The 12,806-nt window shown below is 62.8% G+C and carries 13 protein-coding genes (1 of these 13 cut by a window edge); 6 read left to right on the forward strand and 7 right to left on the reverse strand.

Annotated elements, in window-relative coordinates; all coding sequences use genetic code 11:
* Both BBF93_RS13830 and BBF93_RS13835 read right to left on the reverse strand, forming a co-directional pair.
* Positions 1–115, reverse strand: partial view of a CBS domain-containing protein gene (locus tag BBF93_RS13830; RefSeq protein ID WP_035600624.1) — the beginning only. It extends 320 nt beyond the left edge of the window; only the first 115 of its 435 coding nucleotides appear in the window; it begins with the start codon at positions 113–115; its stop codon lies beyond the left edge, outside the window.
* A 114-nt stretch (positions 116–229) separates the two neighbouring features.
* Entirely contained in the window at positions 230–943 is a 714-nt protein-coding gene (locus tag BBF93_RS13835) for a rhomboid family intramembrane serine protease (protein ID WP_114106315.1), read from the reverse strand.
* Positions 944–1,050: 107 nt separating this feature from the next.
* Between BBF93_RS13835 and BBF93_RS13840 the strand changes: the two genes are divergently transcribed.
* Positions 1,051–1,431: a DUF4345 family protein gene (locus BBF93_RS13840; RefSeq protein ID WP_035600621.1), complete on the forward strand. Its 381-nt coding sequence runs from the start codon at positions 1,051–1,053 to the stop codon at positions 1,429–1,431.
* A gap of 63 nt (positions 1,432–1,494) precedes the next feature.
* Here BBF93_RS13840 and BBF93_RS13845 read toward each other — a convergent pair whose 3' ends face one another.
* Positions 1,495–4,089 carry a TonB-dependent receptor gene (locus BBF93_RS13845; protein WP_233349136.1) on the reverse strand — a complete coding sequence of 865 codons (2,595 nt, stop codon included), beginning with the start codon at positions 4,087–4,089 and terminating at the stop codon, positions 1,495–1,497.
* Between the two features lie 410 nt (positions 4,090–4,499).
* Between BBF93_RS13845 and BBF93_RS13850 the strand changes: the two genes are divergently transcribed.
* A complete protein-coding gene (locus tag BBF93_RS13850) occupies positions 4,500–5,048 on the forward strand; it encodes a PAS domain-containing protein (RefSeq protein WP_035600620.1) in 549 nt (182 codons plus the stop codon).
* Between the two features lie 164 nt (positions 5,049–5,212).
* Here the strand turns inward: BBF93_RS13850 and BBF93_RS13855 are convergent, their stop codons facing one another.
* Entirely contained in the window at positions 5,213–6,850 is a 1,638-nt protein-coding gene (locus BBF93_RS13855; RefSeq protein ID WP_114106317.1) for a choline dehydrogenase, read from the reverse strand.
* Positions 6,851–7,017: 167 nt separating this feature from the next.
* Here BBF93_RS13855 and BBF93_RS13860 point away from each other — a divergent pair, with 167 nt between their 5' ends.
* Complete coding sequence (locus tag BBF93_RS13860; protein ID WP_035600616.1) at positions 7,018–7,629, forward strand: PilZ domain-containing protein; 612 nt, start codon at positions 7,018–7,020, stop codon at positions 7,627–7,629.
* Positions 7,629–8,234: a hypothetical protein gene (locus BBF93_RS13865; RefSeq protein ID WP_114106319.1), complete on the forward strand. Its 606-nt coding sequence runs from the start codon at positions 7,629–7,631 to the stop codon at positions 8,232–8,234. The genes BBF93_RS13860 and BBF93_RS13865 overlap by 1 nt, the downstream gene beginning before the upstream one ends.
* A gap of 56 nt (positions 8,235–8,290) precedes the next feature.
* Here BBF93_RS13865 and BBF93_RS13870 read toward each other — a convergent pair whose 3' ends face one another.
* Complete coding sequence (locus tag BBF93_RS13870) at positions 8,291–8,821, reverse strand: gamma carbonic anhydrase family protein (RefSeq protein WP_114106321.1); 531 nt, start codon at positions 8,819–8,821, stop codon at positions 8,291–8,293.
* A gap of 262 nt (positions 8,822–9,083) precedes the next feature.
* Here BBF93_RS13870 and BBF93_RS13875 point away from each other — a divergent pair, with 262 nt between their 5' ends.
* Positions 9,084–9,890 carry a PhoH family protein gene (locus tag BBF93_RS13875; protein ID WP_114106322.1) on the forward strand — a complete coding sequence of 269 codons (807 nt, stop codon included), beginning with the start codon at positions 9,084–9,086 and terminating at the stop codon, positions 9,888–9,890.
* 118 nt (positions 9,891–10,008) lie between these two features.
* A complete protein-coding gene (locus BBF93_RS13880; protein WP_114106324.1) occupies positions 10,009–11,085 on the forward strand; it encodes a hypothetical protein in 1,077 nt (358 codons plus the stop codon).
* Positions 11,086–11,106: 21 nt separating this feature from the next.
* On the opposite strand, the gene apaG is transcribed toward BBF93_RS13880, so the two are convergent.
* The gene (apaG, locus tag BBF93_RS13885; RefSeq protein ID WP_035600601.1) at positions 11,107–11,523 is read right to left on the reverse strand and encodes a Co2+/Mg2+ efflux protein ApaG; all 417 of its coding nucleotides are present in this window, start codon (positions 11,521–11,523) and stop codon (positions 11,107–11,109) included.
* Between the two features lie 25 nt (positions 11,524–11,548).
* On the reverse strand, positions 11,549–12,748 hold the full coding sequence (gene metZ / locus BBF93_RS13890) for an O-succinylhomoserine sulfhydrylase (RefSeq protein ID WP_114106325.1): 1,200 nt from the start codon (positions 12,746–12,748) through the stop codon (positions 11,549–11,551).
* Positions 12,749–12,806: the final 58 nt, after the last annotated feature.

Raw genomic sequence — 12,806 nt, forward strand, 5'->3', positions numbered from 1 at the left:
CGGCTGCCCCGATCCGCCGTTCATCCAGCAGGCGCGCCGCTGCGCGCAGGGTATCATCGGCCCGCAACGTGATGACTTCACGGCCCTTGTCGTTGAGAATCTGTTCAATGATCATTCCGGTCCTCCATCGCGGCGGCGGCCTTCAGGCCGTCTCACCTGAACGAAGGATACCATAAGCGGGAACGCGATGCGACTCCCATGAAATCGGCGTTAAATGCCCTGTTTCCGTCTATATATCGAGTTTGCGCAGAGCGTTCCAAATCAGCACACGGGCAAAAAGCGCCCCAGCAACATAGCCGCCCGCATGCACCTCCCAGGCAATCGATGCGCCCAGAAGGGCCGGCCCAACCAGGGCAAACAGAAAGTTTGCGATGATGAATATACTGGTCACCGTCAGGAAGTTGCGAGACAGAAGCCGCGATGACGCGCCTTCCCGCATCAGGAAAAAGGCTCCCATCAGACCACTGATTCCGCCCGAAGCGCCCACCGCAATCGGGCCGGATGGATTGTTGAGCAACAGATAAACCAGCCCGCCTCCCGCCTGGGAAAAGAAGATCAGCACAAAGAGCATTATGATCGCACCGGGACCATATCCACCGCGCAGAGCCGAGAGCATTTCCAGCACCGGCTTGCCGATGGCGATCATGAAAACGGCGTTCAGAATAACGTGAAACCAGTCCCCGTGCAGCAGGGTGCTAAGCATAAAAGGCGCCATCGCGCCCATCCATCCGGCGTAGGGCGGCGCCACGCCGGGCAGCAGAACGGGACCGCCGATCCACCCCCAGAAGCGTTCCGGAAACAGCGCCCCATGATACAGCGCCGCGATTTCCAGCTCCTGCGGAGCGAAGACGCGAGCGCCGTGAAGCGCGATCAGCAGCAGCGCAAACACTGTCAAAGGCAGCGGCGCGTTGATGATCGGGGGGCGCTTTTCAGCAGGTTGCATCCGGAAATCCTCATTTCGCGCGGCCAGAATCGGCCTACGGCGCGTCCTTTCATGTAGGCGCGAACGTTAAATTTGCCTCGCCGACGCCTGAAGCTAGTTCTTCTCTTATGTACGTGAAGCTGTTTCTCGGGCTCGTCGCGGCCCTTTTCGCCCTCTTCGGCGCCGCCTCCCTAGCAAACCCTGTCGGCATGGCCGGCAGCCTCGGCGTCGTTGTGAGCGGCCCAAATGGGGCTTACGAGCTGCGCGGCATCTATGGCGGGGTCAGCCTGGCTGCCGCCCTGCTCTGCGCCGGCGGCGCGATTCGCCCCTCCCTGACGCTGCCCGCGCTCTGGTTTCTCATTGTATATATGGGCGGCTATGTGTTCGCGCGCGGCTTTGCCCTGCTGCTCGGCCCCGCCCCCACCAGCGCGTATATCGGCTTCGTGGCCTTTGAGGTGATCGTTCTGGCCGGGGCGATTCTCGCGCTCAGAGCCACCCGGCAGCCCTGATCCCAAAAGAAAAGCCCCGCCAGCGAGGCGGGGCTTCCATAAGAAACACTGGCCGGAGCCGTCTCAGAACGTCTTGCGCAGCGTCACACCATAGGAACGCGGCGCTACCGGATAGCCCATATAGGAGCCAGCCTGCGCCACGGCCGGGAAGGCGGTCGTGATGTATTCGTCGTTGAACACGTTACGCACCCATAGCGTCACGCCCAGACCCGACTCATTGGTGAAGCCGGTCGAGGCATTGAAGGTGCTGACCTTCTTCTGTTCGCCGAAGGCGGCCTGTTCGGCGTCGCTGTCGAAATGGTCGACGGCGCTTTCATACTGCCAGTCCCCGCGGACATAAGCGTCCCAACCCGCGACATCGAAGAAATACGTCGCCGCCGTGGAGGTGGCCACTTCCGGGATACCGTAGACCTTTTCTCCGGACAGGTCGCCGCTCGCCGAGTTCGGGAAGCTGTCATAGACCGGATCCTGAAGCGTCCCGGCCACCATCAGCTGCAGATTGCTGATCGGGTTCCAGGTCACGTCGAATTCAAGACCCTTGTTGGACTGCTTGCCGGCATTCGCCAGCGCGAAGCCCGTGCCCGTGAACACGTTCGACTGGAAGCCTTCAATCGTCTGGTCGAAATAGGCGAGATTGAACGCGACGTTGGAATAGACGCCTTTCAGGCCCACTTCGAACACAGTCGAATCTTCCGGCCCGGCATAGCGTGAACCGGTCGTAAGGTTCGGTAGGGCAAGGCCTGCGTCACGGATGGGAGAGGAAGGCGGGCTCGTCACCGGCGAACCGGGGATGAAGTCCGACGCAAAAGGACGCGAGTCGCGCGACAGGTTCCAGGACGTCGCCTTGAAGCCCGTGGCATACGACACATAGGTGTTGAGGTTGTCGTTCACATCGTACGCGAGGCGCAGCGTGTAGGTCGTGGCGGAATCTTTCGAGCGGCCATCTTCCACGGCGTTCGGGAAGCCCAGGAAGGGCGGCAGGAACTGCAGCGGCTGGAGGGCCAGCAGCGGGTTTTGTGCCGGGTTCTGAACAGCGGCCTGAATGGCGGCGAAGGCCGCCGGGTTGGCCTGCGCGAAAGCAGCCACCTGCGCCGGGTTCTGCGCGTTCACGCCGAAACCCGCCATCGTCTGGGCAAAGCCGATCGCAACGAAGTCCAGCGAGGAGAGCACGTCCGTCGCCTGGATGCTGTTGCGCGCGTCTTTCTTGTCTTCAGTATAGTTGAGGCCAATCGTTGCCGTCAGGCGGTCCGTCAGGCGGTAGTCAACCGTTCCGAAAAGCGACCAGGCGGTGTTGTCCTGGCCGGCATCGTCGCGGAAGCCCTGGCCTGCCTGGGCGAGCGTCGTGCCCACCGGAAGCCCCAGCGCGCTTTCAAGGCCCGCCAGAATGTCGGTGATCACGCCCGTATTGGGGTTAAGGCCGCCCGCCAGCGCGTTGGCATAGGCGCGGTAGTCCGTCCCGTAGAGCAGCGCATTCTGGATATCAACCTTTTCGTCGAAATAGAAACCGCCGACCATCCAGTCGAGGCGCTCGCCATCGGTCGATGTCAGGCGGAATTCCTGGGTGAAGGTATCGATATCGGTCTTGTTGGAGTTCTCGCCCAGCAGGTCAGCGCCGGTGAAGTCGGAATCCTGGTTAGTCTCCAGGCGCGACATGCGGTACGCGGTAATCGAGGTCAGGCGCACTTTTTCGAAGTCGAAGTCTGCCTGCAGCGACAGGCCGCCATTGTCGACCTTGTTCGTGGACGGAAGGTTGTAGGCCACGCGATAGCTGTAGGGATCTTCCGGAACGATCTGCCCGCCAATGGCCTGCACGATAGCGCCGGTCGGTCCGTTGACGACGTTGGCCGCTGCGCAGCACAGCTCGTCGATCTGGTCATAGTCCGCCATCAGACGGAAAGAGGTGTTCACATCCGGTTCGAACAGCAGGTCGCCGCGGATACCCCAGCGGTTGCGTTCGTTCGTCTCGGTGCCCGTGCCGATATCTTCGACATAGCCATCACGCTTGTTGTAGGTGACGCCCACGGCGCCGGCGAGGTTCTCCGCCAGCGGACCCGTGACATAGCCGTTTGCGCGGTAGCCATTCTCATTGCTGATCGTGCCATCAACCACGCCGCCAAACTCGTATTGCGGTTTCTTGGTGACGACCGAGATCACGCCTGCCGAGGCGTTCTTGCCGAACAGGGTCGATTGCGGCCCGCGCAGCACTTCCACGCGCTCGATGTTCGGAAGGTCGGAAATCTGCGAGGCAGACCGCGAGCGGTAGACGCCATCAATAAAGACACCGACCGACGGCTCGATACCGGCATTGTTCGCCCCGTTGCCGAAGCCGCGGATCACGAAGTTGGTGTTGGCCGAAGACTGCAGCTGGCCAACGCGCAGCGACGGAATGATCGACTGCAGGTCGTTGAGGTCGACAATGGCCGCCCGCTCAATGGTGGTATCGTCCACCACCGACACGGCAATTGGTACATCCTGCAGCGTCTGTTCGCGCTTGGTGGCCGTGATCGTCACGGTCTGCATGGTGCGGGTTTCTTCGGCGGCTTCCTGTTCCTGGGCCAGCGCCGGGGCGGCGGCCGAAAGGGCAGTCAGGCCGACGCCAAGGCAAAGCACGGCGCTCAGGGCCTTGCGGCCTGCTGGCGTCACTTCAGATTTTGACACGTGGAGTTTCCTTCCTGGGAGTTCTGCTGATCGTGTGTGCCATCGCCCTGTCCGGTGGGAACGCGGGCGCCAGCAAAGTTTCTTATTATTATGAATAGATTGTAATCGGCAGATTCGCGGCAAGGCAAGACCTGCCCACAGACAACCGGCAGGCGCACCGGGCGTAACCCTGGCGCATGTGTTCCGGCGTGAAACGCTTGGTGGCCGCGCGCGAGGCACAAGCGTTCGCCCCCGCCCGCCCCGCCCCACCAATTCTTCCCTCTAAAGCGTATTAAACCGCCCTCGCACGCACGTTTATTCCCCCACTGCGTGAATTACACCGCGGCCCGCGAACTGGAACAATTATTGCGATTGAGGAGCCGGAAAGGGCCTCCCCTTGGCCCGATGGAACACCAGGAGCAATCCAGAACATGGTCGAGCATTCGATCCACCCGAACACCCGTGTCCTGCTGGACGCCTGGCGCCGCATGCAGACCGAGCCGGATGTGCACGCCGCCGCCGGCCCCAACGTGGCCGAACATGAAGACCTGATCGAGCGCATCTTCGTGCTCGAGCTGATGGACGATCGCACCTGGCTTGTGCGCACCGCCGGCGAAGCCGTCACCTCACTGGTCGGGCGCCGCCTGTCGAATCATAATTTCCTGGATCTCTGGACTGGTCCGGACCGCGTTATGGTCGATGCCTGCCTTGAGGCGATCCGCCTGGATGGCGGCCCGGGTGTCATCCGCGGGCGCGGTGAAACCCTATCGGGCGCCCGCGCTGAGCTGGAAGTCACCCTCATGCCGCTATCGGCTGGTATGACCGGCGCAACGCGCAGCCGTATGCTCGGCCTTTATCAGACGCTCGGCAGCGAAGGCGCGCTCAATGGCCAGCCAGTCTTCCGTCACCGCGTCTCGATGATCGTGCCCCCCGATACCCGCCGCGTCGGCCCGAAGCTGCGCTTGGTGGCATCGAACTGAAAAGAACAGGCTCTGCCCACAAGGGCAGCCTGCGTGAAGCCTGGCCTTGCCGGTGGTCAGGGGGCTGAGCGCGCCAGAATGGCGCGCATCACCGGGCGGAACGCGAGATCCCCATAATCTCCGCGTCCCGCGCCAGGTTTCACGCTATCGGTTTCAAAGACAGCTCAGGCCCTCGCCAGCGCGGGTTCCTCGCGGGCCAACGCGGCGCGGCCGAGGATCATGTCGGCAGCTTTCTCCGCCACCATGATGGTCGGCGCATTGGTGTTGCCGCCCACCAGTGTCGGCATCACCGAGGCATCCACCACGCGCAAACCTTCCACACCGCGCACGCGCAGCTCTCCGTCGACCGGGCTTGCTTCGGTTGCGCCCATCGAAACCGTGCCGACCGGGTGATAGATCGTCTCGCCCTTCTGGCGGATGAAGGCGTCGATCTCGGCATCGGTCTTCACCGATGCACCGGGGAGGATTTCCCCGCCGGTATAGGCTTTCAGCGCATTCTGGCGGCAAACCTCGCGCACCATCTTCACCGACTCGCGCATCACGCGGCGGTCTTCTTCCGTAGCGAGATAGTTCGGGTCGATCGCCGGATGGGCAAACGGATCGTTCGAGGCCAGCATAACCGTGCCCCGGCTTTCCGGACGCAGCTGGCAGGCGTGGACCGTATAGCCATCCTTCTCCGGCCCGGCATTGCCATGGTCCATCATGATGGCATTGACGAGGTGCAGCTGAATGTCCGGCATCGCAAGGCCCGGCCGTGAGGAGAGGAACGCGCCCGCCTGCAGGAAGTTATCCGCCCCCGGACCAGTCTGGTTATAGAGATATTGCAGACCCACGCCCAGCTTCTTGATGCCCTTCTGCAGCGAATAGGCCGACAGCGGCACCGGCATGTCATGGATCACCGTCACGTCGAGATGGTCCTGAAGGTTGCGGCCCACACCGGTGGATTTCACCGTCGTCTCGATGCCATGGCGCTTCAGTACCTCCGGATCGCCCACGCCGGACAGCTGCAGGATCTGCGGCGACTGCACTGCGCCTGCCGAGAGGATCACTTCACGGTCAGCGCGGATCTGCCGGGCAATGCGCCCCTTGCCTTCCACGACTTCCACACCCACGGCCTTGCCCTTTTCGATCACCACGCGCGTCACCACACCGGTGGAAATGATCTTGAGGTTGGGCCGCTGAGTTTCGATCGGGCGCAGATAGGCGAAAGATGCGCTCCAGCGCCCGCCTTTGAAAATCGTGCGCTGATAGCGGCCAAAGCCTTCCTGGCTGGCGCCGTTGAAGTCTTCCGTAACCGGATAACCGGCTTCGCGTCCGGCATCGATAAAAGCCTGGTAGACCGGGCCGGACATCGGGCTCTCGGTCACGTTCAGCGGGCCGCTGCCGCCATGGAAATCATTGGCCCCGCCCTCATAGCTTTCCGACTTGCGGAAATAGGGCAGCACATCGGCAAAGCTCCAGCCCTTCAGGCCCATCTGGCCCCAGAGATCATAGTCGCCCGCATGGCCGCGGATATAGACCATGCCATTGATGGAGGACGATCCGCCCCAACCCTTGCCGCGGGGCCAGTAGAGGCGGCGGTTTTCCATATACTGCTGAGGCTCGGTGAAGAAACCCCAGTTATGGTCGTTCGCCTGCTTGATCAGGCCGCCGACGCCCGCAGGCATCTTTACCATCAGGGAGGTGTCTTTTTTCCCCGCCTCGATCAGGCAGACCTTCACTGTGGGATCTGCAGAGAGGCGGTTTGCCAGCACGCATCCCGCGCTGCCGGCACCGACGATAATATAGTCGAAGCTGTCCATCTTGTTTTCCTCCCGGCGGCCGGCCGTTCTTCATTGTTAGCCGTAAACTATCTTGTTCACGGGTGTGCGCAAGAAATTGTCAACGATCATGAACTATCTGTCAGACGTGACATATTGCCTTTATTGCGTTGGGGTGAGCGCAATCGGCCAAGCAGGAAGTAGCGATAATGACGCGACCGCTCGCCCATCCCCAGGACGCTGAGTCCGGACGGCTTTCCCGCCGTGACCGCCGTGGCTTCAAGCGGGTCGAGTTGAAACTGACCGGCCGTTTCCTGATCGGCGACAGTGAAGACCATGTGCTCAGCACGGCCGACATTTCCTGCGATGGCGCCTTCATCGTCTCTTCGGAACGCCCCGGACTTGATCAGCAGGTCGTCTGCTATTTCGACGAGGTTGGCCGGGTTGTGGCCAATGTCGTGCGCGTTTCGCCCGAAGGCTTCGCCGTGCGCTTCCACACCTCGCCGCACAAGCGCGACAAGCTCGCCGACCGTCTCACCTGGCTGATCAATCGCGACAAGCTCGGTCTTGAGGAAGAGCGGGGCGAAACCCGCTACCGCGCCAGCGGTGAAGCCATCGTAAATCTGGCCGATGGCAGTCAGCTCAAGTGCAGCGTGACGGACATCTCCCTCACCGGCGCTGCCTTTGAAACCACCGGCAAGCCACCCTTCGTGGGCGAACGCGTGACCGTCGGCAATCTTGTCGGCGAAGTTGTCCGCGTCACCGGCGACAAGTTCGCCGTCCGCTATGTCCATGGGCAGAAACCCGCCGCTTCCAACTGATGGCAGATGATCTTGGCCGCCGGGTGAAACAGGTTACCGGCCAGGCGCCCGGCGCGCCGGCCAGCGCTGCCGCCGCCCCGATCGACCTCTCCCGCATAGACCCCGCCATCTGGCGGGTGCTTGCCGGCGGCGAGGTTCACGGTCCTTACACGCTCGGCCAGATACAGCAATTTGCCATCGAAGGCCGGCTTCACGCCGCCTCACGCATCTCCGGCGGCGATGATCAGCCCTTCCTGCCGATCCGCGACATGCCCCGGCTTGCCGAAGCGCTGGCCCCGGCTTTTGCTGAACGCGCCCGCCGCCGGGCTGAAGCGGCCAACTATCTGATCACCGCCCGCGCCCCTGCCCCGGCCGAAGCTGCGCTCTGGCGCGACCTGCCTGCCTGCCTCGACACGCTCGGCAAGCATATGCAACCCATTCCCGGCACGTTCCTCCTGCGCTCGGCCCGTTCTCTTTCGGAAGTACGCGCCACCCTTGCCGAGGCCCTGCCGAAGACAGCGCAGGTCTTCGTGTTGCAGACCCGTGAGGCCCGGCTCGGTTGGGTCGGTTTTGAGGAAGACATGGCGGAGGCGGTGCGCCCCGTCTGGAACGCGCCCCTCTCCTGACCTCTAAATCTGTCCGAAAGTGTCCGGATTTGTCCTGCAGGTGTCCGCCAAACGGCTCAGCCGATACGCTTGATGCCCTTTGAATGGCGCTGCCAGTTCTCGACATAGTGGATCGCGGACATCCTGATCACCTGAAGCTGGACCTCTGATACATCTTTGACCACTTTTCCCGGCGCGCCCATCACAAGCGAGTTGTCGGGGATCTCTTTTCCTTCCGGAATCAGGGCATTAGCCCCGATGATGCAATTTCGGCCAATCTTGACCCGATTGAGGATCGTCGATCCCATGCCGATCAGCGTGTCATCGCCAATTTCGCATCCGTGCAGGATCACCCGGTGGCCAATGGTGACATTCTTCCCGATCGTCACCGGCGCGCCGATGTCGGTATGGATCACTGAAAGATCCTGAATGTTGGAATTTTCTCCAATGATTATAGGGTCATTATCCCCGCGGAGGACACAGCCATACCAGACCGAGGCGTTCTCCTTCAGGATCACATTGCCCATCACTTCGGCGCTTTCGGCAATCCAGAACTTGCCCTCGCCCGGCAATTGCGGCGCCACCCCATCCAGTTCGAAAATGGCCATATCAATCTCCTCCTGCCCGCAAATCGTTACGCTCGCGGAATGTCACTTAACCGTCGGCTAATACTGGTAGTGTATAGTCATCTCAGATTCGGAGAGGCAATGGCTCGCTTGGTGCCCATTTTCACCTCACCACCGGAAGCGCCCCTTCCGGATACGGGCTCGCCGCCTGCAAGGCTGGGGCCTCTCTCTTCCTTCTCTTCACCGGGCCGCTGCGCATTCCTGCCAGCGGCTTTTTTCATGCCTGCAAGCAAGGAGGCCTCCCATGGGTAAACGCAATCCTGCCAAACGCCTGAAAGCCGCTTCGGAAGTGCGCTCGTCAGCCTGGTTCGACGAGCCGGCACGCAGCAAGGGCGCCCATCTCCACGCCATAGAAGGCGGGCGCGGCTGGCACCCTGACGATGCCCATCCGGTGACCAATCTTTCGCCCCAGCAGGACCGCACCCAGCGGTATCAGAAAACCGTCAAGCCCCGCTCGGAAAACCAGGCCCAGCTTATGGCGGCTATGGACAGCCATGCCCTGGTCTGCGCCCTGGGGCCCGCCGGCACCGGCAAAACCTACCTGGCCATCTGCAAAGCCGTTGAAGCCCTGCAGAAGGGGCGCGTTTCCAAGATCGTGCTCTCCCGCCCGGCGGTTGAGGCGGGCGAACAGATCGGCTTCCTGCCCGGCGGCATGGAAGACAAGCTCGCCCCCTATCTGCGCCCGCTTTACGATGCCCTGTCAGACCGGCTCTCCCCGGCGCAGCTCAAGCACATGCTGTCGGAAGGCGTGATCGAGATTGCGCCCATCGGCTTTATGCGCGGACGCACGCTCAACAATGCCTTCATCGTCATCGACGAGGCGCAGAACTGCACCTACACCCAGCTCAAGATGCTGCTGACACGCCTTGGCTGGCACTCCACCATGGTCATCACCGGCGATCCGAACCAGTCGGACCTGCTGCCCGAATTCTCCGGCCTGGCCAAAGCCGCAGACAAGCTGGAAGCCCTGTCTGGCGCCTCGGTCATCCGGCTGGAGGCGGCAGATGTGGTCCGCCACCCCCTCGTTGCGGAGATGCTGGACGTTCTCTGAACCCGGCGCGCCCTTGCCGCTGATTAACCTTAAAGCCGGGTCTCTCGCGGGGCCCGGCTTCTTAATTGGCCTGTTTCTTGCCTGCCGACGGGAAGATACCTGTCCCCAGGAGGGAAACATGCTGAAATCAGGCTCCAAACTTGCTGTCGCGCTGTCGGTTCTGGCCGTTGCAGCCTGCGCGCAGACCGGATTTGATACAAAATCGGCGCCCGCCGCCGCGCCAACGCCCGCTGAGATCGCTGCCGCTGCGGAGGCGCCTGCAGGCTGGCGCCCCTTCTCGGCAGACAGCCCCTGGAACACCAAAATCCCCGCGGATGCGACGATCGACCCGCTCTCCGAAGTCCTGATCGAAGATTTCGCCAGCCACAGCTCGCTGGCCATCAACATGCCGCTCTATTCGGTAGCGACCTACTATATCGACTCCGCCAAGACGCCGAAGAAGAAGGTTTTCCCTTACTTTGAAGGCTATTACGGACGCGGCTTCGAGCCGGGCACGCGCATTCCTGCGCCGGCGTTCGCTGTGCCTCCCGGCCCCGAAGGCAGCACCGCCTATCTCGCCATGATCGACCCTGCCGCCGGCCGTGCCTGGGAAATGAAGCAGGGCGCTCAAGACCCGGAAACAGGTTACTGGGGCACCTCCTTCGGCGCCGAAGTGGACCTGACAGGTACAGGCGTTGCCGCCCCCTGGATGACGGCGTCGGACGCCAACCTGTCGGCCTCCCCGCGCCCCTCGGGCGTTCCGCTGATTGCAGGCCTGATCCGGATTGACGAGATCAAGGCGGGCCGCATCGATCATGCCCTTGCCATTGCCTACCCCGCGCCGCGTACCGGCAGCTTCGTCTCGCCCGCCAGCATGGCGCTGGAAGCCCCCGAAGGCGCCGAGCCTAATCTTGTCGGCCTGCCGATGGGGGCCCGCATCCAGCTAGACCCGGCCTATGATATAGAGAACACGAACCTCACGCCCGCTGCCAAAGTCATCGCCCGCGCGCTGCAGGAATATGGCGCCATCGTTGTGGACCAGACCGGCTCAACCGTTCTCTTCGCCGAATCCGCGCCGGCACAGCTCGAAGCCTGGCAGGGCCTGCTGGCCCCCGCCGACCTCAGCCTGCTGTTCACCGAAGACATGATGGGCCGCAATTTCAGGGTTCTGAAACTTGGCGAACAGATGCCCGGCCGCCCGGAAGCCTGGCGTTAGCCCCGGCAGCACATCCCCGCCTCAGCTGGGGCGGGAGGTGTCATACGGGCTGTCGAGCGAGAAGGCCGGGATCCGCGCCACCATCTCTTCGCCCTCATCGTCCACAAGGTCGTAAGTGCCGGTCATCATGCCCGATGGCGTGGCCAGCGGCGCGCCGGATGTATAGCTGAAGCGCTGACCCGGCCCGACCGTGGGAGTCTGGCCGATCACGCCCTCGCCATCGACCGCCTGCAGCCGCCCCGCCGAGTCCACAATGCGCCAGTGACGGCGGATGATGGTCCAGGTCCGGTCGCTCTCATTCTCCACTTCCACCGTATACTGCCACATGAATTTCGCCCGCGCGGGCTCGGATTCGTCGTGCAGGAATTTCGGCCGCACACGGATGCGGACGCCATCAGTGATGGCCTCATATTGCGGAGGAGCGGGGCGTCTTGCCATGGACCAAGCCTTCCCCGGCATAGGTTCACAAGCTGTTAAGGGCGGCAAGGAGATCGGCTTCCAGATCGTCGCCATCTTCCAGCCCGACAGACAATCTGATCCAGCTGCGGTCCAGCCCCATCGCCGCCTGCTCGGCATCGCTCAGCGCCCGGTGGGTCGTGGTCGACGGGTGGCAGGCCAGCGATTTGGTGTCGCCCAGATTGTTGCAGATATCGACCAGGCTCAGCCCGTTCAGGAAACGGAACGCCGCGTCCTGCCCGCCCTTCAGCGACAGGGCCAGCAGCGTGCCCCCCATCTTCATCTGCTTCTTGTGCACCTCATAATGAGGATGGTCCTGGCGGTGGGGATAGCGCACGGCATTGACCGCCGGATGCGCTGCCAGCGCGTCGGCCAGGCGCGCCGCCGTCCGGCTCTGCGCCTCGACGCGCAGCTGCATCGTCTCAAGACCTTTCAGCACTACCCAGGCATTAAACGGCGACGCCGCAGGCCCCATATGGCGCAGCCACGGATCGTAGACGTCGCTCACCCGCTTGGCGTCTGTCAGGATCGCGCCCAGCAGAACCCTGCCCTGCCCGTCCATATGCTTGGTGGCCGAATAGGCGACCACATCGGCGCCCAGCTCCAGCGGGCGCTGCAGCACCGGCGTTGCGAACACATTGTCCACTACCAGCAGCGCGCCAGCGGCCTTGGCAAGCTTCGCCACCGCCTCAATGTCTACCCCGTCGAGCAGCGGGTTCGCCGGGCTCTCGATCAGCACCAGCTGACAGCCCTTGTCGATTTCGCGCTTCCAGGCATCAAGATCCGCCCCGTCCACGAACACCGTCTCGATGCCGAACTTCGGCATCTGATTGGCGATGATCCAGCGGCAGGAACCGAACAGCGCTGTGGCTGCCACCACCCGGTCGCCGGCCTTGAGCGGCGCCAGAATGGCGGAGGAAATGGCGCCCATGCCCGATCCGGTCACCCGGCAGGCCTCGGCGCCTTCGATCAGGCAGAGGCGCTGCTGCAGCATCTCGTTGGTCGGGCTGCCATAGCGGGAATAGACGAAGCCTTCCTCGTCCCCGGCCATGCGGCGCATCGCCTGTTCGGCCGAGTCGTAGGCGTAACCGGAGGTCAGGTAGAGCGCTTCGGAAATCTCGCCATGCTGGGAACGCATCAGGCCGCCGCGCACCGCCTGGGTGGCGGGCTTCCAGCCCTTCTTGTCGTTGCCCGATGCATCGGCCATGGCTCTGATCCTTGTGTTTCCAGCAGCGGGTCTTATGCCTGAGCCCAACAGGGTGCAA

It is taken from the genome of Hyphomonas sp. CACIAM 19H1 (assembly GCF_003325995.1).
GTDB lineage: Bacteria > Pseudomonadota > Alphaproteobacteria > Caulobacterales > Hyphomonadaceae > Hyphomonas > Hyphomonas polymorpha.

Excerpts from the sequence above, each read along its gene's own strand:
- BBF93_RS13835 (WP_114106315.1), bottom strand. The coding sequence starts at position 943 with ATGCAACCTGCTGAAAAGCGCCCCCCGATCATCAACGCGCCGCTGCCT.
- BBF93_RS13840 (WP_035600621.1), top strand. The coding sequence starts at position 1,051 with ATGTACGTGAAGCTGTTTCTCGGGCTCGTCGCGGCCCTTTTCGCCCTC.
- BBF93_RS13850 (WP_035600620.1), top strand. The coding sequence starts at position 4,500 with ATGGTCGAGCATTCGATCCACCCGAACACCCGTGTCCTGCTGGACGCC.
- BBF93_RS13855 (WP_114106317.1), bottom strand. The coding sequence starts at position 6,850 with ATGGACAGCTTCGACTATATTATCGTCGGTGCCGGCAGCGCGGGATGC.
- BBF93_RS13860 (WP_035600616.1), top strand. The coding sequence starts at position 7,018 with ATGACGCGACCGCTCGCCCATCCCCAGGACGCTGAGTCCGGACGGCTT.
- BBF93_RS13865 (WP_114106319.1), top strand. The coding sequence starts at position 7,629 with ATGGCAGATGATCTTGGCCGCCGGGTGAAACAGGTTACCGGCCAGGCG.
- BBF93_RS13870 (WP_114106321.1), bottom strand. The coding sequence starts at position 8,821 with ATGGCCATTTTCGAACTGGATGGGGTGGCGCCGCAATTGCCGGGCGAG.
- BBF93_RS13875 (WP_114106322.1), top strand. The coding sequence starts at position 9,084 with ATGGGTAAACGCAATCCTGCCAAACGCCTGAAAGCCGCTTCGGAAGTG.
- BBF93_RS13880 (WP_114106324.1), top strand. The coding sequence starts at position 10,009 with ATGCTGAAATCAGGCTCCAAACTTGCTGTCGCGCTGTCGGTTCTGGCC.
- apaG (WP_035600601.1), bottom strand. The coding sequence starts at position 11,523 with ATGGCAAGACGCCCCGCTCCTCCGCAATATGAGGCCATCACTGATGGC.
- metZ (WP_114106325.1), bottom strand. The coding sequence starts at position 12,748 with ATGGCCGATGCATCGGGCAACGACAAGAAGGGCTGGAAGCCCGCCACC.